Genomic DNA, 20,497 nt, shown 5'->3' with positions numbered 1-20,497 from the left:
TTTTCCGTCCGAACTGAGCGACCACTTGGCATTCCCGGACCCTGATTCGTTTGAGAACAGGGAGGTAGGATTGTTGGTTTCAGCGGAAGCTGTGAGCGAGGAAACTAAGCTGGAGGGAAAAAATTGGATGAACTGGAACAGAATAAAAAGTAACGTTATAACGTGTGTGTGCAACGGTTTGTGTTGTGCTTTCACATTCTTTACACCTCCGTTAGCTTAAGTCAATTTGTACATAAAGACGGCATTCTGGTTTCTTTCAAAAGCGCCACCTCCTTAAAGGGTGTTTAAGGTTAGATAAGTATATGAGATTAAGAAAAATTTGGATTGGAGTTAGTAGCATGAAGTGTTGATATGAGAAGCCAACAAAACGGGAGGATAAATAAATGATAAACGGGGACATTGAGAATTCAAGGGTGTTTAAAAACATAAAGAAGGGGTTTAATAAATGAGGGTCTAACAATATGGATAAAAGCAAGATGATATTAAGATAAATCGGAGTGGATAAAAAAGTTGAAGGATCATGTTCAAATAAAACGAGGATTAGATGAAAATAAAGGAGTGAAAAGATAGTAAAAAAAGTAAGCGTTGTCAATTTATAAATCAATTATAGTAAACTTGATTTTTTTAATCAAATATAAACGGTTATTTATTAAAAATATGGTTTGTTATGTATAAATATAAAGATATATCTATGTAAGTTATGAAAAAAGGGAATTTCAGACATGAAAAAGGCCTCTGAATGGAAAAGTGAATTTTTCCAGTAATCAAAGGCGTGAGTCCTTTTCATTTAGTTGAGAGGTAAGTATCAGGGGATTCATAGAATCCGGTTGCACTATGTGTTTGTTATCTGGGTTTATTTTTTTCACCTCTATAATCGTTGTAGTATTCATAAGGTAGGCCATAAAGATTGTGAATCTTTACCGGGAAGAGATACTACAGTTAGTGTTTTATTACTAAATTTAGTTTACTACTAAGCTTTATCTGGTTCAAATAGTAGCACTCCGCTCATAAATAAGAAAATTTGCTCTTGTTCAGTAGTCTGTGAATTTTTTTGCGAGAAACTAGTAATTAAGTATCACTCAAAAGCTTTTTTAAAGCTTCATATAGACAATTATGTGCTAAAAATGTAATTGTGACATAAATGTGTCGGAAATGTGAACGTTGTTAAGATTGTTTTGTTGTGGCAGACTATTGAACCCGTTATAATTATAACGGAATAACAAATATAATAGTAAATACTTAAAAAGTTTATTAAATGAGGACTGATGAGATGGATATGAAAGACGTTATAGAGCTAGTCAATACGAACCGGGGAAATGGCAGGAAAGAAAGTCTGGATCGCATGCAGCATTTGCTTGATAAAATAGGTAACCCTGAAAAAGCGTTGTCGTTTGTGCATATTGCCGGAACAAATGGAAAAGGATCGACCGCTTCATTTGTGTCCGAAATTTTGGTGCAGGCGAATATAAAAACGGGTGTATTCACTTCACCTCATTTAGAAAAAATCAATGAACGCATCCGGATCGATGGTGCCTTCATAACGGATGAAGGCTTTATCAAAACGACTGAACAGGTAGCTGCCGTAGTGGATGAGGTTGAACAAGAATGTGGGGATCGCCTTTATTCATTTGAGATTTTAACGGCTGTGGCACTGCTGCATTTCTATCAGCAAAAGTGTGAGCTAGTGGTTCTGGAAGCGGGCATAGGCGGTAGGCTTGATGCGACCAATACGATTCCCACTCCAGAAGTTGCTATTGTGACATCGATCGGCATGGATCACACACGTGTACTGGGCGAGACGTTAGAAAAGATTGCCAGTGAAAAGGCGGGTATCATCAAAGGAAATGGCGACGTAGTTTTACCTCGTTTCATTCCTTCCATAGATCAAGTCTTCAAAGAAGTGGCTGAAAACAAGAAAGCCTTTATCCATAGCGTGTCAGAAGAGAATGTTAAAGAGTTAAGCGTGACGGAAGACGGAAGCACCTTTTCTTACAAACAGTTCACAGCTTTAAAAGTTGGAATGGTTGGTAGGCATCAAGTGAATAATGCGCTGTTGGCCATTGAAGCGGCACTCATACTAAAAAATAAAGGGTACACAATCACTGATGAAAACATCAGTCAGGGCATTGAAGCGACGTATTGGCCCGGACGGATGGAAAAAATTCAGGTTAACCCCACCGTCTTCATTGACGGGGCACATAATCCTGAAGGTGTGGCGGTATTAAGGGAATCGATCGAAACGCTCTTTCCCAATGAAAGACTGACTATTATTGTAGGAATGATGAAGGACAAAGATTATATGCACATGATAGAAGACATTCTTCCTTTTACAAAAAAAGTCTATACGGTATCACCAGATCCTTACCGTGGCTTTCCGGCACGAGTCGTGGCCAAACAGCTGCAAAGAAAGGGCATAGAAGCAGATCCGTTTGATTCAACTAAAGAAGTGGTTGAATTTCTCAAAGGACAGAAAGCGAGTAATGAGATAATCATCGTTTTTGGTTCGCTTTATTTAATTGGAGATATAAAAAAACAGTGGTAATCACAAAACGCTTCATACTCATTTCGAGTAGGAAGCGTTTTTGTGATTGGTCAAAGAGTAAAGAATGGTAAAATAAAGACAATAGAAGATGTACGAAGGATTCGAGAGGAGAGATAAATAAAAACGCTTGCACTTTTTTTTCAAGTACAGTATAGTAAGAGCAACATAACTTGTATGTACAAGTTAAACAAAGGAGGAAATTTTAGTGGCAGATTTTAAGGAAGATGCGCAGGAGCTACTGGATGCGATTGGCGGTAAAGAAAATGTCAATGCTGTAACTCATTGTGCAACACGTATGCGTTTTGTATTAGCTGACCCTTCAGTAGCAGACAAGGAAAGAATCGAGGACATTCCATCTGTTAAAGGAACCTTTACACAGGCAGGACAATTTCAGGTTATCGTGGGTAACCGGGTAGCCGATTTTTATAACGAGTTCTCTGCGATATCTGGGCTTGAAGGAGTCTCCAAAGATGACGTGAAGAGCGCCGGCAAGCAACATATGAATGGCTTGCAGCGTGTTATGGCAGCTCTGGCAGAGATTTTCACACCATTAATTCCAGCAATTATTATCGGTGGTTTGATTTTAGGTTTCAGAAACGTATTAGAGCAAGTGCAGATTCAAGCGTTAGGCCAAGCCATGATCGATGGCCAAGCACAGTTTACTACTGCGGGAGAACCCGTTTATAATACAATAGTTAATGTGTCACAATTTTGGAGTGGGGTCAACGCTTTCCTATGGCTTCCTGGTGAAGCGATTTTCCACTTCCTGCCAGTTGGTATCGCATGGAGTGTAACCCGTAAAATGGGGACCACACAAATTCTCGGTATCGTACTTGGTATTACATTAGTTTCACCTCAACTGATGAATGCGTATGGGGTACAAGATATTTTAGCAGGTGATGTAAATCAATGGGACTTCGGTTTCTTCCAACTGGATATGATCGGGTATCAGGCACAAGTCATTCCAGCCATGTTAGCCGGCTTCCTGCTTGTTTACCTTGAAAAAGGGCTTCGTAAAATCGTACCCGAATCCATATCAATGATTTTTGTTCCTTTACTCGCATTGGTTCCAACCATCTTTGTGGCCCATGCAATCATCGGACCGATCGGTTGGCAGCTGGGTATATGGTTATCTATGGTCGTTCAATGGGGACTGACCGGTTCATTTAACTGGGTCTTCGGATTCATATTTGGTGGATTATATGCACCACTTGTTGTAACAGGACTTCACCACATGACTAATGCCGTTGACCTGCAATTGGTAGCTGACTTCGATCAGACCATTTTATGGCCAATGATCGCATTATCCAACATTGCTCAAGGATCAGCTGTATTAGGCATCATCTTGCTGCACCGTGGGAATGAGAAAGAACAGCAGATCTCTATTCCAGCGATGATTTCAGCTTATCTCGGTGTTACTGAACCCGCACTCTTTGGTATCAATATCAAATATGTGTATCCGTTAGTTGCAGGTATGATCGGTTCCGCATTTGCCGGGATGACATCGGTAGCCTTGAATGTCGCTTCATTCAATATTGGTGTTGGCGGACTGCCGGGTATCTTATCGATTATTCCTGAATACTGGATAGGCTTCTTGATTTCTATGACTATCGCAATCGTTGTTCCTGTCGTATTGGTATTCGTGTTTGAGAAAAAAGGCATCATGACTAAATGGGAAAATGACAACTTACCAATTCCTAAATTAGGTAACTAAGACAGACAGACTAAATAATTAAAGACAAGGGTTAAGGAGGAAGGATATATCTAAAAGAGGAGCTTGGTTCTAGTAAGTTTACTGGAACAGGCACGCTTTGGGATCTATCCTTTTTCTTTTAGATAAAGAAGGGATGGATATAATGGGAAATCTTCATGATAAAGTGATTTATCAAGCTTATCCTAAATCATTTAAAGACACGGATGGTAATGGTATAGGAGATTTGAACGGTGTGATCGAAAAACTGCCTTATTTAGAAGAGTTAGGGATAGACATGTTATGGTTGAATCCTTTTTATAAATCACCGCAGAATGATAATGGCTATGACATCGCTGACTATATATCGATCGATCCATTATTTGGAACGTGGGAAGATTTTGATCGGCTCGTTGAAGAAGCCGGCAGTCATGGTATCGATTTGATGCTGGATATGGTGCTGAACCACACCTCGACCGATCACGACTGGTTCCAGAAAGCTTTAGCGGGAGACAAAAAGTATCAGGAATTTTATATTTTAAGAGAAGCTCAACCCAATGGCAGTCTGCCAACGAACTGGGAATCCAAATTCGGCGGTCCGGCGTGGTCTAAATTTGGAGATACCGATAAGTACTATCTTCATTTATATGACATGACTCAAGCAGATTTAAACTGGCGGAATCCAAAAGTGCGTCAAGAACTTCATAAAGTGGTCAATTTCTGGCTGGAAAAAGGCGTCAAAGGTTTCAGATTCGATGTCATCAATGTCATCGGAAAAGCAGAAGAAATGGAAGATGCAAAAGATGGTGTCGGGAAATCGCATTATACAGACACACCGATCGTGCATGAGTACATTAAAGAATTAAATAGAGAGACATTTGGAAAATATGAAGATATTGTCACTGTCGGCGAGATGAGTTCGACAACGGTAGAAAACGGCATCAAGTATTCTCATCCGGATACTGACGAATTATCGATGATCTTCAGTTTTCATCACCTAAAGGTCGATTACAAAGACGGCGAGAAATGGACGAAGGTACCGTTTGATTTCATTAAATTGAAACGTATTTTAGATGAATGGCAGGCAGGCATGGCTGAGGGTGGCGGCTGGAATGCGTTGTTCTGGAATAATCATGATCAGCCGAGAGCCGTTAACCGCTTTGGCGATGTTGAGAATTATCCCATCGAAACGTCTACCATGTTAGCTCAGACCATTCATTTACTCAGAGGAACGCCTTATATATATCAGGGTGAAGAAATTGGCATGAAAAATCCTGATTACTCTGAAATCGATGATTATGTGGATATCGAAACCCATAATGCCTACAGAGAGTTAAAAGCAAAAGGCTTGTCTGAAAAAGAAGCACTTGAAATCATCAAAGAAAAATCACGGGATAACTCACGGATACCGATGCAGTGGGATGAATCCGAGCATGCAGGATTTACTGAAGGCACGCCTTGGCTGAAAGTTCCGGAAAATCATAAAACAATCAACACAGAAAATGAGGCATTTAGTGGGGAAATTCGTTCCTACTATAAAGAGCTCATCCGTTTGCGCAAAGAAATGCCTATTATCCAAGAAGGATCTTATGAGGTATTAGAATTAGAGCATCCAAGTATTTTTGCTTACGTTAGAGAATATGAGGGCGAGAAATTACTCGTCTTGAATCACTTTTATGCAAAAGAAGATAGCATCAGCCTTCCTGACGAATTAGTTGATGGAAACAGCAGCTATTTGATAGGTAACAGCGGTAAGCGGACACTGGAGAAAACATTTGAAATGGGACCCTATGAAACGGTGGCCTTTTTGATCAAGTGATGAATACAAAAAAGGATGAAAGATCAGCCTAAGCTGATTTTTCATCCTTTTTCTATTTAACTATAATCCATCGGTGGACGGCGACGGGCAAATTCCACAAAACGAAACTTGTCTAACCGGTGTCTGGATTCTGTGTATTGGAAGAGGGTCGTGTCTTCCAGATGCACTTCACTCCGCGTAACCACTACATGCGTATCACCATGCAGCGTCATATATTCACGGTCTTCTTGTGTAGCGGGTTCGACAACGAACTCTTTTCTGGCATAACCGATAATGAGACCCATCTCTTTTTCAATGTAGTTGTAGAGAGATTTTTTTGCTTCCTTATCAGGAAGAGTGGGGATAACAGAAGTTAATAGATAATCTTTATCCAGGATAACTATTTCTCCATCAACCTTTCGAGCTCGAATCAATGCATGGACTTCGGTTTCTTTGGACACATTAAGAAAAGCTGCGATATGTTCCGGGATCGTTTCTTTCTGGTTTTTTATTAAAAGGGTTTCACTGTTAATGTTTTGCGCGTCTTGTAATTCCTTGTAACTGGTCAGCCCCGAAATAGGAAAATCAAACCGTTTAATATCAAGTACAATAGATCCTTTTCCCTGCTTTTTTTGGATATAACCGCTCTCGAGCAGTAGGGTCAAGGCTTTTCGAATTGTTTCACGGGAAACATTGTACTTTTTTGACAATTCATTTTCACTCGGAAGCAATTCTCCAGCTTTATATTGTTGATTAAGAATATCTGATTCAATATCTAGAAAAATGTCTTGAAATTTACTCATTTTTTTCATCCCTTTATACACGTTCTCTTATCGTCGTAACTTACATTCTATAATAAAAGAAACAGTAACTCAACATACTTATATACCTTTTGTGAAATAGTCATGTAATCAGCGAAAAATCAGCGGATATGGGACAAAATAGTTAAGTGTTTTTAATCTGACAGTTTATTTAGTGCCTGATTCGTTGAAAGTATCTGAATGTTGATTTATACTATATATAGATAAATTCCTATATTAAAAGTATATAATGCTAGAATTAAGTGATGAAGCAAGTCGTTATCCAAGAACAGACGACACCACTCGAGAGTGGGACGTCCCGGTGAACCCAGTTGAAAAACTTCGACAAATTAAAAGGATGGATGTATATATGAATTTCCAAGAGTACGCAAAAGTAGCCAAAGCCATCGCGGATCCGAAAAGAGTCAAAATATTAGATTTGTTATCTTGCGGAGAATTGTGTGCGTGTGATATTTTAGAGCATTTCGACTTCACACAACCGACGCTCTCCCATCACATTAAAGTGCTATCGGAAGCAGGCTTGGTTGTTTCAGAAAAAACAGGGACGTGGCATCACTACACCATCAATCAGGAAGTGGCGCAAAAACATATTGAAGATACGGTTCATCTGCTGACTCACTCAGATGATTGCAGTTGTAAGACTAATTCAGTTTGTCAACAAGGTAAATCGACTTCAACGACACTCTAAACAAACAAAAGGACTAACTTGGGTAATACACCAAATGTTAGTCCTTTTGAATTGAGTTATCGAATGATGAGTTTTTGTCCAATGCTAATGAGGTTAGGGTTCGAGATATTGTTATCTGCAACGATTTTTGAAACGGTCGTATCGTATCTGATGGCGATGGCATACAATGTGTCACCGGCTTTAACGGTATAGGTTACTGTGGTCGAAGGCGGTGGTGTTGTCGATGTGCCAGTCGGGATCGTCAGTACTTGTCCGACACGAATGAGATCGATGTTGGTTATGTTGTTAGCGGCCGCAATTTTTGAAACGGTCGTGTTGTAACGTAGAGCAATGGCATACAGCGTGTCACCGGCTTTAACGGTGTAGGTTATCGTGCTGGATGGAGGTGGGGTCGTGCCGCCAGTACCGGGAATCGTCAGTACTTGTCCGACTATAATCAGATTGACATTGGTTATATTGTTAGCGGCGGCGATTTGTGAAACGGTCGTGTTGTATCTCGATGCGATAGCGGATAGGGTGTCGCCTGATTTAACGGTATAGGTCGTTGAACTTGATGGCGGTGGTGTCGTAGAACCACTGCCAGGGAGTATCAACACTTGTCCGACATGGATGAGGCTGGTGTTGGTTATATTGTTGAGTTCGGCAAGTCGTTGAACCGTTGTGTTGTATTTGAGAGCAATGGCATATAACGTATCGCCGGCTTTAACGGTGTAGGTCGTTGTGCTGGAAGTCAAGTTAAGGAGTTGATTGATCGTTACGAAGCGGTAACCTAAACTTTTCAGTCGCGTAATCATGGTTGGCAGGGCTGCTGGCGTTCCTGAAGCCCCTGCGCCAGTGTGCATCAAAACGATCGCTCCGGGGGTTATTCTGTTCATGACACGTGCAACGATATCGCTGGATGAATTGCCTGTCCAGTCGATGGTATCGATGGTCCACATGATCGAATAAGGGTATCCGGCGTCACCGACACGTTGGAGTACAGTCGAGTTGTAGGCACCGTAAGGCGGTCTGAAAATAGGTTTAGTGGTTTTACCGGTCAGTTGTACGATGGTATCCTCGGCTCGTTGTAATTGACTTTGCGTTTCAGCTAGAGAGATTTGAGTGAAATAAGGATGAGAGTAGGAATGGTTACCGAGTTGATGTCCTTGATTGGCAATGTTACGGATAGATTGAGGGTGATTGTTTGCCCCTGTACCCGTTAGAAAGAAGGTGGCTTTGATGTTATGAGTGGATAAAGTTTGAAGGATATTATTGATGTTAGTTCCATCAGAGCCGTCATCAAAAGTGAGTGCAACAACTTTTTCGGTCGTAGTACCTTTGCTGATGGTTTGAGCGGGAGCGGCTGCGGCTGTCGAAAATGTAAGAATCGAAGAGAGAACAAGTAAAAAGGTTATCATGATCCCTACACTTTTACTTATTATTTTTCTTCTATTTTGTGTGTTCATTTTTTTCACCCCTTTCATACACTAGAAGAGCGTATTGACTATGTATGTGTGAAAAAAGGATAAAAGTAACAGGCGTTGAATGAAATAACACTCTTATTGTTAATTAAATTATACCATAAAAAAAGTTGAGGTCTCTTCAAGACACTCAACTCCGGTGGTTTTTTTGTTTTAATTGCTTGGTATAACAGACTATTCGGTTCACTTCTTTGAAACCGATAGACTCATGAAATTGAGCACTTTTCTCGTTCACTTGTTCAACATCACTAGCGAACTCAGTGGCATCCATAAAGCGTGACCAGTCTTCGCATACCTCAACGAGTTGTCTGCCGATGCCTTGTTTTCGATACGCTTCTCTAACGTAGATACATTCCAGATAACCTACAGGAGTCGAGACAGTGCCTTCTACATAATCATAACGGAGCTGAACATGTGCAAAGCCGATGATTTCCTGATTTTCTTCGCATATGAATAACTCTGACGTGCTGTCTCGATGAAAACGATTCATTTCCTTTTTCAAGGCGTTGATATTCTCTTCTGGCCATAGCAAATGAGCCAGCTGGGTGATTTTTTCAATATGATGATCCCGTGCTTTTTTTATCGTATGCATCATCGTTCCTCCCAAAACTTATAAAATACATTTGTTATTTTATAGTTTATCATACTAGGTCAAAGAACGCTTTCATTTTTTCCAGATAGAAAAATCCAGCATATTGATACATGGATACTTGTAATAAAGTGTTCACACAAAACTAATTATAAATAAGTAAAAAAGTTGACAATTCAGGCCATTACTTATATCATTTACTATGTCGAAACAAATAGAATAATTCATTTACGTTTATAATATAAGGTGAAGTAGTGAAAGTGCTTTCCGCTCAATGTAGTAGTTTATACTAAATTGGAGTGGACCAGGCGCTTTTTTTTGTGAATAAAAATAAATTTATGCATTTTTAGCGGACTTGTTCCGCGTTTCTTGCGAAATAAACAGGAGGAACTATGAATGACTATAGCATTTGATACGATTGCTGCGATTTCTACGCCACCAGGTGAAGGTGGTATTGGGATCGTTCGCATCAGTGGTGATGAAGCGCTGGAAATTGCTGACCGCGTTTATCAGTCAGGTAGGAAACAGTTAAATAATCAGAAAACCCATACAATTCATTATGGTCATATAGTGAATCCTAAAACGGATGAACAGATCGATGAAGTCATGGTGAGCATCATGCGTGCACCCAAAACATATACCAGAGAAGACGTCGTAGAAATCAACACCCATGGCGGGATCGTTTCCGTCAACAAGGTGCTGCAAACAGTCCTGCATAACGGGGCCCGCTTAGCTGAACCCGGTGAATTTACCAAGCGTGCTTTCTTGAATGGACGGATCGATTTATCCCAGGCCGAAGCGGTCATGGATGTCATTCGCGCCAAAACAGATAAAGCGATGCATATGGCAGTGTCACAACTTGATGGAAATTTAAGCCGGTTGATCAGAAACCTGCGTCAAGAAATTTTATTGACGCTGGCTCAAGTAGAAGTCAACATTGATTACCCAGAGTACGATGACGTTGAAGAAGTGACGTCAAGACTCTTGGTTGAAAAAGCCAAAGAAGTCAAAGCTCAAGTGGCCGCCTTGCTTGAAACGGCCGGCCAAGGAAAAATACTTCGTGAAGGGTTAGCTACGGCAATTATTGGTCGCCCGAATGTTGGGAAATCCAGTTTGTTGAATGTCTTACTCAAAGAAGAAAAAGCGATCGTTACTGAAGTGGCCGGGACGACACGAGACACAATTGAAGAGTACGTGAACGTCAAAGGGGTACCGTTGAGACTGGTCGATACAGCCGGGATTCGCGAAACAGAAGACATTGTGGAACGTATCGGTGTGGAACGCAGCCGTAAAGCCTTAACAGATGCCGAGCTGATCCTGCTTGTCTTTGATCAGAGCGAACCACTGACCCAAGAGGATAAGTTGTTATTAGAAGCCACCGAAGAGCATCATCGACTCATCATTTTAAATAAAATGGACTTAGACAATCAGTTGGACTTAGATAAACTCAAAACGTATGTTGATCTAGACAGTATCGTTCAAACGTCCGTTGTTACGCAAGCGGGATTGAACGAGCTGGAAGCGAAAATTGCGGCGCTGTTTTTTGCCGGCAACACAGGTGAAAAAGATGCGACATACGTGTCAAATGTCAGGCACATTGCCTTGCTCAATGAAACCATCGATGCATTTAACGATGTGATCGAAGGTATCGAAATGGGCATGCCGGTCGATTTAGTCCAGATCGATATGACCCGAGCGTGGGAGCTGCTGGGCGAAATCACAGGCGACAGCGTTCAAGATGAACTCATCACCCAACTCTTCAGTCAGTTCTGTCTCGGAAAATAAGCAAAGCGGGCCAAGCCCGATATTAAACTATGAAACTTAAAACGAAACTTAAAAAACGGATTATATTTAGAAAGGAAAGCATCTATGCAAACTTATGAAGCAGGTTATTATGATGTCATCGTTGTCGGAGCAGGTCATGCCGGTTCGGAAGCAGCATTGGCTTCAGCCCGAATGGGTGCCGAAACCTTATTAATGACGATCAACTTAGATATGGTCGCTCATATGCCGTGTAATCCATCACTCGGTGGACCAGCCAAAGGTATCGTGGTCAGAGAAATCGATGCTTTAGGCGGCGAAATGGGTCGAAACATCGATAAAACATATATTCAAATGCGCATGTTAAACACGGCCAAAGGACCTGCTGTACGCGCGTTGCGTGCTCAGGCAGATAAACATATGTACTCGAACGAAATGAAAAAAACAATTGAACGGACGAAACATTTAGACTTGAAACAAGGCATCGTGGATGAACTCATCGTTGAAGACGATCAAATTCAAGGAATAATCACCAATGCGGGAGCTGTTTACAGAGCAAAAGCGGTCATCCTAACTGCCGGAACGTCTTCGCGTGGACAGATCATCATTGGAGAACTGAAGTATTCTTCGGGTCCTAACAACACTCAACCCAGTATCAAACTGTCAGAAAGTTTATTGAAACACGGTTTCGAACTCGACCGCTTCAAAACGGGAACGCCTCCTCGCATACACAAAGAATCGATCGATTACTCTGTGACCGAAGAACAGCCAGGTGATAAAGAGCCGCACCATTTCAGTTTTGAAACGCCGGATGATGATTATATGGATGAACAAATCTCGTGCTGGTTAACCTACACGAGTAATATCTCTCATGAGATCATTCGTGAAAATCTCCACCGGGCCCCAATGTTTACAGGAATCGTTGAAGGAGTCGGCGCTCGCTATTGCCCGTCTATCGAAGACAAAGTCGTTCGCTTCAGTGACAAACCGAGACACCAATTATTCCTGGAACCGGAAGGCGCAGACACCGACGAAATTTATGTGCAGGGGTTGTCGTCATCCTTACCAGAAGACGTGCAATTAAATGTTCTGCGTTCCATCGAAGGCTTGGAAAATGCTCAAATGATGCGAACGGGTTATGCCATCGAATATGATGTGGTCAAACCGTATCAATTACGTCCATCGCTGGAGACCAAGCTCGTCAGTGGTTTGTTCACCGCCGGACAAATGAATGGGACATCCGGTTATGAAGAGGCCGGGGGCCAGGGACTGATCGCCGGAATCAATGCCGCGTGTTTGGTTAAAGGCGAAGAACCTCTTGTCTTGAAACGTAACGAAGCTTACATCGGCGTGATGATCGATGACTTGGTGACGAAAGGAACGAATGAACCGTATCGTTTATTAACATCACGTGCGGAGTACCGTCTGCTTTTACGTCACGATAATGCCGATTTCCGTGTAACAGAAAAAGGATACGATCTTGGATTGATTTCTCAAGAACGGTTTGAACTATTCTTGACCAAGAAAGACCTCATTGAAAAAGAACTGGAACGACTGAAAACGATCCGCTTGAAACCGAGCGATGTCAAAGAATATTTGGATTCAAAAGGTGAGCCGCAACTTAGAGACGGGACCCTTGTATATGATTTCCTGAGACGACCATATGTAAAATATGAAGATATAATTCCTTTTGCACCTTTGGAAACAGAATTACCGAAAGATGTGAAAGAACAGGTAGAAATTCATATTCAATATGAAGGGTATATCGATAAAGCGATCCGAAAAGCTGATAAGATCAAGCGAATGGAAAACAAACGCATTCCTGAGGGTATTGATTATTCTGCGATCAACGGCATTGCGACCGAAGCCAGAGAAAAACTGGCTAAAATTCAACCTGAAACGATTGCTCAGGCAAGTCGTATCAGTGGCGTTAATCCGTCAGATATCTCGATCTTAATGGTTTACGTTGAACAAGGCGATATTCAAAAAGTAAGTAAAACTTAAACATGATTAGGAAAAGGCTGGTTCTCCAGCCTTTTTTTAATGCCATCAAAGTAAAAGCATGAAGAAACTTGAAGATGGTCGAAAGTGAACCAAAAAACAATCAGATCCCTTTTATTTCTTCAGCTATCACCGCTATTTTATGGGATTTCAGACAGGTTCGGTACTTTGGCTTTCGTTTAACTGATCTAACTACCGAATAGCGGTAGGTTCGGTAAGTAGCGAAAGTCTCTTCTCTCCAATGTGTCGAAGTACCGACAGGTTCGGTCATTTGAGAAACTAAAAGACTCCCTAAGTACCGAATGGGGGCGCATTCGGCACTTAGGAGAGTAAGAGTTTTCTCAAAGTGTCGAAGTGTGACCAAGTTCGGTCATTAGCCTATCAAGGGAAGCGGTAACTTACCGAATACCCCCGTATTCGGTAAGTTGGAGCCACGCATAAAAAGCTACTTACCGAACTTGCCCGCAAACCAGGTTTAGAGAGGACCATACTCGGCACAGGGCGAGTGTGGTCCTCTCTAATTTACAATGTTGAAACTGACAGCTGTCAGTTTCATCTTCCAAGTCACGGATGAGTATGGCTGACAGAAAAACGCGGTCAAGCAACACTGAGATGCACTTTATTTCACATTGGCTCGACTCGATTTCAGATGAACTGATTAGACCGGTCGTCAACTCTTGTATATTTTGGTAAACTAGAAACAAATCTATGCTTAGTGAGGAAGATACTATGGAGCAGCTAAATAATTTTTTCGATTTTTTGCAAAACAATGAAATCAGTTTCTGGCTGGGTGGAATCGTTGGTTTCGTTCTTATATTTGTTATTCGTGCCAGCTTGCATTCAGTTCTTAAGAAGGTTATCAATCAAGTAAGAACACGTTTATTTCTTGAGACGATCGTGAACTGGTTTACTTTATTCGTGCTAGTCGTTTATTTCTTAACCTATTTTTCTGAAACATCATTTATTTACCAGACGCTGTTCGTATTTGGGAACACTGAGATCACGATCTTCCTCATTATCGCCGTGCTGTTCGCGATCATATTGGCCGTTAAATTTTCAAAAGCCATTCGGGAATATATACTTCCGACTGTTTATGATAAGTACGGATTGGATAGAGGCTTGCGCGCCTCTATGAACACCTTTTCCCATTATTTGATTATAACAATGGCCGTGCTGATTTCTCTCTCATCTATCGGCTTTAACCTGACCAGTTTAACGGTCTTTGCCAGTGTCCTGGGTGTCGGGATCGGGTTCGGTCTACAAAATGTCATGTCCAATTTCATATCGGGTCTGATTATTTTGTTTGAGCGACCGATCAGAGTGGGCGACCGTGTCATTATCGATGATACGATCGCGGATGTTGAAGAGATAAAAATACGCGCAACAGTGGTACGTACACGCGTGAATGAACGCATGATCATTCCTAATTCCTATTTTTTAGAAGAGAAATTTATTAATCGTTCATATGCCGACACGCGGTTACGCTTACCGGTTGAAGTAGGCGTTTCATATGGAAGCGATGTTGAATTGGTCAAACGCTTATTGCATGAAGCGGTATACGAATTGAGAGAAGAATCGTGGCCCAATATCCTTGCAAGTCCTACACCTCGTGTCTTTTTTGAGGGATTTGGAGAATCTGCTTTAAACTTCACGGTTTGGTTCTGGATCGACTCTCAAAGCGACGAGAGAGAATTTGTCATTCCGAGTGATCTGCGATTCAAATTATTCAAAAAATTTGCTGAGAACAATATCGAGATACCCTTTCCGCAACGTGATGTTCATGTTATTTCAAATGATAAATTAAATAAATGAATAAAAAAGCGTGCCGGTGAGTTGAATTACTCACCGGCACGCTTTTTTATAAAGATATAACCTACTCTGAGAAAAAAATGATTATATTATGTTCAATTAATAGATGTTGTTATCAAGCGTATTATGTGTATTTAATTCAGTGATTTTGCCTGATTCGAGATAAACGATCCATTCACATAAGTTCGTTACGTAATCGCCGATGCGCTCCAGGTTTCCAGCCACTAAAATGTAGTTCGTTGCACCAAGGACTAATTCAGGATCTCGCTTCATCTCGTCTATCGTTCTTTTGTGTAATTCGAAAGCGATCTGATCGATTTCATCATCTTTAAGAGCAATCTGTTTAGCTTCTTCTACATCCATTTCGATGAACGCTTTTAAAGCCCGTTCAACCATTTTTTTGACTTTTTCAGCCATCATAGCTAACTCATTTTCAATGTCCAGACTTCTTTTATTGCCTTTGACTCGAATCGTGGCCTTCGCGATATTAACGGCATGATCTCCCATACGCTCTAAATCGGCACAAGCTTTCATAATAGTAATGATGCGACGCAGGTTGCTTGTTACAGGTTGTTGTAAGGCGATAAGCTCGATCGATTTTGTCTCGATTTTCACTTGTTGTTCATTGATAAGGGGATCACTCTTCACGACATTTTCAGCGATGCCTTTATCGTGGGCTGTAAACCCTTTAACGGATAGATAGATTGATTCAGATACCATTAATCCCATTTGGTAAAATTGTGAATGGAGATTACTTAATTCTTCTTCGAATGCTCTTCTCATTAAATTGGTCACCTCTCAAGTTTGTTTTTTTGTTTGTGAATTTCACTTTATTATAAATGAAACAGATGGTTTATCCAAATTTACCTGAAATGTAATCATCAGTTCGTTTGTCTTTCGGATTGGAATACATTTTTTCTGTTGCATCAAATTCAATGATCTCTCCATTCAAAAAGAAAGCTGTTTTATCTGATATTCGAGCAGCTTGCTGCATATTATGTGTGACGATGATGATACTATAATTCTTCTTGAGCTCATGAATCAAGTCTTCTATTTTAGCAGTGGATAGCGGATCGAGCGCTGAAGTCGGTTCATCCATCAATATGACTTCCGGTTCTACGGCCAAAGCTCTGGCGATGCAGAGGCGTTGCTGCTGACCACCAGATAGACCAAATGCATTTTCGCTTAATCTGTCTTTTACTTCTTCCCATAAAGCGGCGCCTTTTAAGCTTCTTTCGACTACTTCTTCTAAGGTTTTTTTATCTTTGATTCCGTGGATACGGGGTCCGTAAGCGACATTATCATAGATGGATTTAGGGAAGGGATTTGGTTTTTGAAAAACCATACCAACCTCTGTACGTAAAGACTCTACTTTAGTTTCGGAATCGAAAATATCCATATCATTATAGTGAATGGAGCCTTTCATCTTAACTGTAGGAACGAGTTCTACCATGCGATTCAATGTTTTGATAAACGTTGATTTACCACAACCAGAGGGTCCGATTATTGCGACCACTTGTTTTTCAGGTATATCTATTGAGATATCTTTTAAGGCCTGTGTATCCCCGTACCATAAGTTGAAATTTTTAACGGAATAGACAGACTGGACAGTTTCTTCTTTATTCATGATTTTCCTCCTACATTAATAACGTTTCGAGTATTTATTACGAATGACAATAGCCAGTGAATTCATCACGATTAAAATAATGAGTAAGACGATACTTCCGGCTGCGGCTACTGCCTGGAATTCCGCCTGGGGTCTGCTTGCCCAGCTGAAGATTTGAATAGGCAAGACTGTAAAGCCGTCCAATACGGAAGTTGGGGTGTAGGCGATAAATGTCATCGCCCCAATCATCAATAGGGAGGCTGTTTCACCGACACCTCTAGATAATGACAGAATCGCTCCAGTCAGTATTCCGGGTGTGGCTGCTGGAAGGACAACGGTTCGAATGATCTGCCATTTGGTTGCGCCCATAGCATAAGCAGCTTCATACTGTTCTTGCGGAATAGACCGTATAGCTTCTTTTGAAGCGACCACGATGACGGGTAAAATAAGCAGCGACATGGTCAAGCCACCGGCTAAAATACTTCTACCCATTTCGAGCAAGCGAACAAATACTGTCAGACCGAGTAAACCAAACACAACGGAAGGAACACCAGCTAAGTTGGCTATATTCAGTTCGATAAAACGGGTAAATTTATTTTTGGGTGCATATTCTTCTAGATAGATGGATGTTCCTACACCTAATGTGAGTGAAACTGGAATCGTTATGGACATGACCCAGATAGTTCCAAGTATTGCCGCTTTAATTCCCGCATCTTCAGGTCTTCTCGATGCATAATTAGTCAAGAAATCAATATTCAAGTACCCGATCCCTTGTGTGACGACTCTGATGATCAAAGTAGCAAGTACAATCATTCCAAACAGAGTGGCCATCAAGAAGATCCCTTTAGCCAGTTTGTTTCTTGTAATTCTTTTCGATATTTGCTTTTTATCAGGGACAACAACTTTATTTTTCATTAATAGACCTCCCTGTATTTTTGGGAAATATGATTGGCAAATAAATTCATGGCTAACGTAAAGAGGAATAGGGTCATCCCTACTGCATATATACTATAATAAATGGTCGATCCATATGTGGCATCTCCCATGCTAACTTGAACGATATAAGACGTCATCGTCTGAATCGATTCGGTGGGAGTAAAACCTAAATTTGGTGTGGATCCGGCAGCAGTAGCTACGATCATTGTTTCACCGATGGCACGCGATAGGCCTAATACAAGTGAAGAGATGATCCCGCTAAGTGAACCGGGAATGACTATTTTCAAAGCAACCTCTAGACGCGTAGCACCTAATGCCAGGGCGCCGTCTCGCATGGACTGGGGGACAGCATTCATTGCTTCTTGGGACAAGGAAGCGATTTGAGGAATAATCATGATTCCTACAACTATTCCAGGACTCAAGGCATTAAATATAGGTAAATCTGTAACGAATGTTTGTAGCAAAGGTGTCACGAACGTTAAAGCAAACAAACCATAAACGACCGTCGGGACACCGGCTAATACCTCTAAAATAGGTTTCAATACTTTTCGGTTTTGATCACTGGCGTACTCACTCAAATAAATGGCGGCGGCCAGTCCGATAGGGATAGAAACTAGCATTGCGATCGCAGCAATTGTAAATGTGCCGGAAAGCAGTGGCCAAATACCAAAACTGGGATTATTCCCGAAAAAAGGATACCATTCCGTACCTGTTATGAAATCAATAAAAGAAACCTCGGAAAAAAACAAGAGGGTTTCACTGAACAGAGTGAAAACGATCCCGACTGTGACAAGAATGGAAATAGAAGCCATGAGTAAAAATAACATGGGCATGATCGTTTCGATTTTATTTTGAGAGGATTTTTTAGATTTATTCTGTTGAATCCTTTCACGTATCGTTGAGTTCATGATTTAACACTCCTTAAATACAGGCAAAATGTCCAGCGTGATATTCACGATGGACATCTTCCTATATGATCTTTGATGTAAATGCTTTTTTTACACTGTTAAAATCAAATCGTTAATGTTTTATGCATTGACCTTTAACGATTATCTTAAACCTTCAAGTGTTTCTAAACTTTCTTCGTAAACGGCATCCTCTACAGGCACATACCCAACTTCGGTTGCCATGTCTGCAGCCATTTCCAGTGTGTATTTAGCGAACTCATAAGCCGTTTCGTTTTCTTTTATAGATTCGTGCTTAACATAGACGAACAAAGGTCTTGATAGAGGTTCATATGTTCCATCTTGGACTGTTTCGCTGCTTGGCGTTACAACTTCGCCTTCACTATTTTCGATGGGAACGATTTTAACAGTATCCTGGTTTTCTATATAGTATGCATAACCAAAGTAAGCCAAACCATTTGGTGAACCCTGAACCCCTTGAACCAGTACGTTGTCGTCTTCAGATAGAGAAGCATCTCTTTCGATTTGATCTCCGTCTAAAATAACTTCATCGAAATAATCGTAAGTACCGGAGTCAGTTCCTGGACTGAATAATCGGATTTCTTCATCAGGCCAGCCGTCTCGTACATCTGCCCATGTATCCGCGTCGCCTTCTTCTGCCCAAATAGAATATAATTCATCCAGAGTGAGATAATCTACCCAATCGTTATCGGGATGTACAACGACTGATAGGCCGTCAAGAGCAATTTTAAATTCTGTGTATTCGATGCCTGCTTCTTCAAGCATTTCGGCTTCTTCTTCTTTCATTGGTCGGGAAGCATTCGTAAGGTCTGTTTCTCCAGCGATGAATTTTTCCATTCCGCCACCGGTTCCTGATACGCCGATGGTTGCTCGAGCTTCAGGATTTGCAATTGAAAATTCTTCGGCTACGCCTTCCATGATTGGAAATACCGTTGATGATCCGTCAACCTGAACGGAACCGGCAATACCTTCAGAAGTTTCTCCATCAGAAGTGTCACCATTTGTTTCAGCGCCGTTATCATCAGTCGATTCATTTCCGCACGCTGCCAATAGTAGTGCGACACTTAGTGATGTACCTATTTTAGCTAGTCTATTCATTTTCATATTTAATCCCTCATTTTCTTTAATAGTTGAACATCTCCTGTCCATACTTATATAATAAACGACCAACGTTGATTTAATGAAAATACAATGTAAAGATTATGTAAATGTTTTTTCGGCATTTTTTAATACCACGCTGTCCTTAATGGGAATAGCTCTGTGAATCCGTTATACTGGTTGAATCCGGGAGCTATTTAGCTTATTATTGCTTTAAATAAGAAATAAGGATTTAACTCGATATATAATGCAAAAGATAATACTTACTTAAATATGATACAAACTAATGGAGGATACGTATGAAAAAAGTGTTGATAGTAGAAGATGAGTTATCGATAGTCAAATTACTCCAATATAATTTAGAAAAAGAGAACTATAGTGTCGAAGTGGCGATGGACGGGGAAGAAGGGTTGAAACTAGCTCTGGAGAATGAGTATGCCATAATATTGCTTGATCTGATGCTGCCTTCTAAGGATGGTATGGAGATATGCAAGGAGTTAAGAGGAGAAAAGATCGATACGCCCATCATCATGTTGACAGCGAAAGACTCTGAAATCGACAAGATCGTTGGATTGGAAATAGGAGCGGACGATTATATTACGAAACCGTTCAGTCCTCGAGAAGTGATTGCGAGAATCAAAGCTATCATACGCAGAGTCGAGAAAAACAGCAAACCTGAAGAATTATCCGAAACAACTGAAAAGATCATCAAATTCGATGATATCGTCATCTATCCTGAAAAATTCGAAGTATATGTGAAAGAGAAAAAAGT

General features: G+C 40.9%; 17 protein-coding genes. 8 read left to right on the top strand and 9 right to left on the bottom strand.

The genetic code is table 11. The annotated features are described in order from the left end of the window. On the bottom strand, positions 1–195 hold a 195-nt coding region (locus R6U02_RS02380; protein ID WP_410262036.1), incomplete at its 3' end, for a hypothetical protein. Positions 196–1,270: 1,075 nt separating this feature from the next. Here R6U02_RS02380 and R6U02_RS02375 point away from each other — a divergent pair. The 3 genes from R6U02_RS02375 (at position 1,271) to treC (ending at position 6,051) form a co-directional block, all read left to right on the top strand. Beyond that, on the top strand, positions 1,271–2,542 hold the full coding sequence (locus R6U02_RS02375; protein ID WP_410262035.1) for a bifunctional folylpolyglutamate synthase/dihydrofolate synthase: 1,272 nt from the start codon (positions 1,271–1,273) through the stop codon (positions 2,540–2,542). 205 nt (positions 2,543–2,747) lie between these two features. Then, a complete protein-coding gene (gene treP / locus R6U02_RS02370; RefSeq protein WP_410262034.1) occupies positions 2,748–4,256 on the top strand; it encodes a PTS system trehalose-specific EIIBC component in 1,509 nt (502 codons plus the stop codon). 142 nt (positions 4,257–4,398) lie between these two features. Beyond that, complete coding sequence (treC, locus tag R6U02_RS02365; protein ID WP_410262033.1) at positions 4,399–6,051, top strand: alpha,alpha-phosphotrehalase; 1,653 nt, start codon at positions 4,399–4,401, stop codon at positions 6,049–6,051. A gap of 56 nt (positions 6,052–6,107) precedes the next feature. Here the strand turns inward: treC and treR are convergent, their stop codons facing one another. Further along, positions 6,108–6,833 carry a trehalose operon repressor gene (gene treR / locus R6U02_RS02360; RefSeq protein ID WP_410262032.1) on the bottom strand — a complete coding sequence of 242 codons (726 nt, stop codon included), beginning with the start codon at positions 6,831–6,833 and terminating at the stop codon, positions 6,108–6,110. Positions 6,834–7,080: 247 nt separating this feature from the next. On the opposite strand from treR, the gene R6U02_RS02355 reads away from it, so the two are divergent. Next, positions 7,081–7,539 carry an ArsR/SmtB family transcription factor gene (locus R6U02_RS02355; protein WP_410262031.1) on the top strand — a complete coding sequence of 153 codons (459 nt, stop codon included), beginning with the start codon at positions 7,081–7,083 and terminating at the stop codon, positions 7,537–7,539. 56 nt (positions 7,540–7,595) lie between these two features. Here the strand turns inward: R6U02_RS02355 and R6U02_RS02350 are convergent, their stop codons facing one another. Then, positions 7,596–8,984 (bottom strand): LysM peptidoglycan-binding domain-containing protein, encoded by a 1,389-nt coding sequence (locus R6U02_RS02350; RefSeq protein WP_410262030.1) that lies wholly within the window; start codon positions 8,982–8,984, stop codon positions 7,596–7,598. 145 nt (positions 8,985–9,129) lie between these two features. Further along, positions 9,130–9,594: an aminoglycoside 6'-N-acetyltransferase gene (gene aac(6') / locus R6U02_RS02345; RefSeq protein ID WP_410262029.1), complete on the bottom strand. Its 465-nt coding sequence runs from the start codon at positions 9,592–9,594 to the stop codon at positions 9,130–9,132. Between the two features lie 390 nt (positions 9,595–9,984). On the opposite strand from aac(6'), the gene mnmE reads away from it, so the two are divergent. The 3 genes from mnmE (at position 9,985) to R6U02_RS02330 (ending at position 15,162) form a co-directional block, all read left to right on the top strand. After that, positions 9,985–11,373, top strand: coding sequence for a tRNA uridine-5-carboxymethylaminomethyl(34) synthesis GTPase MnmE (gene mnmE / locus R6U02_RS02340; RefSeq protein WP_410262028.1), 1,389 nt, complete (start codon positions 9,985–9,987; stop codon positions 11,371–11,373). An 84-nt stretch (positions 11,374–11,457) separates the two neighbouring features. Then, complete coding sequence (mnmG, locus tag R6U02_RS02335; RefSeq protein WP_410262027.1) at positions 11,458–13,353, top strand: tRNA uridine-5-carboxymethylaminomethyl(34) synthesis enzyme MnmG; 1,896 nt, start codon at positions 11,458–11,460, stop codon at positions 13,351–13,353. Positions 13,354–14,109: 756 nt separating this feature from the next. Continuing rightward, positions 14,110–15,162, top strand: coding sequence for a mechanosensitive ion channel family protein (locus R6U02_RS02330; protein ID WP_410262026.1), 1,053 nt, complete (start codon positions 14,110–14,112; stop codon positions 15,160–15,162). A 96-nt stretch (positions 15,163–15,258) separates the two neighbouring features. Here R6U02_RS02330 and phoU read toward each other — a convergent pair whose 3' ends face one another. From phoU to R6U02_RS02305, 5 genes are all read right to left on the bottom strand, one after another. Then, complete coding sequence (gene phoU / locus R6U02_RS02325; RefSeq protein WP_410262025.1) at positions 15,259–15,942, bottom strand: phosphate signaling complex protein PhoU; 684 nt, start codon at positions 15,940–15,942, stop codon at positions 15,259–15,261. A gap of 70 nt (positions 15,943–16,012) precedes the next feature. Continuing rightward, the gene (gene pstB, locus R6U02_RS02320) at positions 16,013–16,786 is read right to left on the bottom strand and encodes a phosphate ABC transporter ATP-binding protein PstB (RefSeq protein ID WP_410262024.1); all 774 of its coding nucleotides are present in this window, start codon (positions 16,784–16,786) and stop codon (positions 16,013–16,015) included. Between the two features lie 15 nt (positions 16,787–16,801). Continuing rightward, positions 16,802–17,680, bottom strand: a complete 879-nt coding sequence (pstA, locus tag R6U02_RS02315; protein ID WP_410262023.1) for a phosphate ABC transporter permease PstA — start codon at positions 17,678–17,680, stop codon at positions 16,802–16,804. After that, positions 17,680–18,609, bottom strand: coding sequence for a phosphate ABC transporter permease subunit PstC (gene pstC / locus R6U02_RS02310; protein ID WP_410262022.1), 930 nt, complete (start codon positions 18,607–18,609; stop codon positions 17,680–17,682). The genes pstA and pstC overlap by 1 nt, the downstream gene beginning before the upstream one ends. Positions 18,610–18,750: 141 nt before the next feature. Beyond that, a complete protein-coding gene (locus tag R6U02_RS02305) occupies positions 18,751–19,731 on the bottom strand; it encodes a PstS family phosphate ABC transporter substrate-binding protein (protein ID WP_410262021.1) in 981 nt (326 codons plus the stop codon). 293 nt (positions 19,732–20,024) lie between these two features. On the opposite strand from R6U02_RS02305, the gene R6U02_RS02300 reads away from it, so the two are divergent. Then, the coding region (locus tag R6U02_RS02300) for a response regulator transcription factor (RefSeq protein ID WP_410262020.1) at positions 20,025–20,497 on the top strand (473 nt) is incomplete at its 3' end.

The organism is Alkalibacterium sp. (genome assembly GCF_046484155.1).
GTDB lineage: Bacteria > Bacillota > Bacilli > Lactobacillales > Carnobacteriaceae_A > Alkalibacterium.
This window is presented reverse-complemented; position numbering and strand designations above follow the sequence as displayed.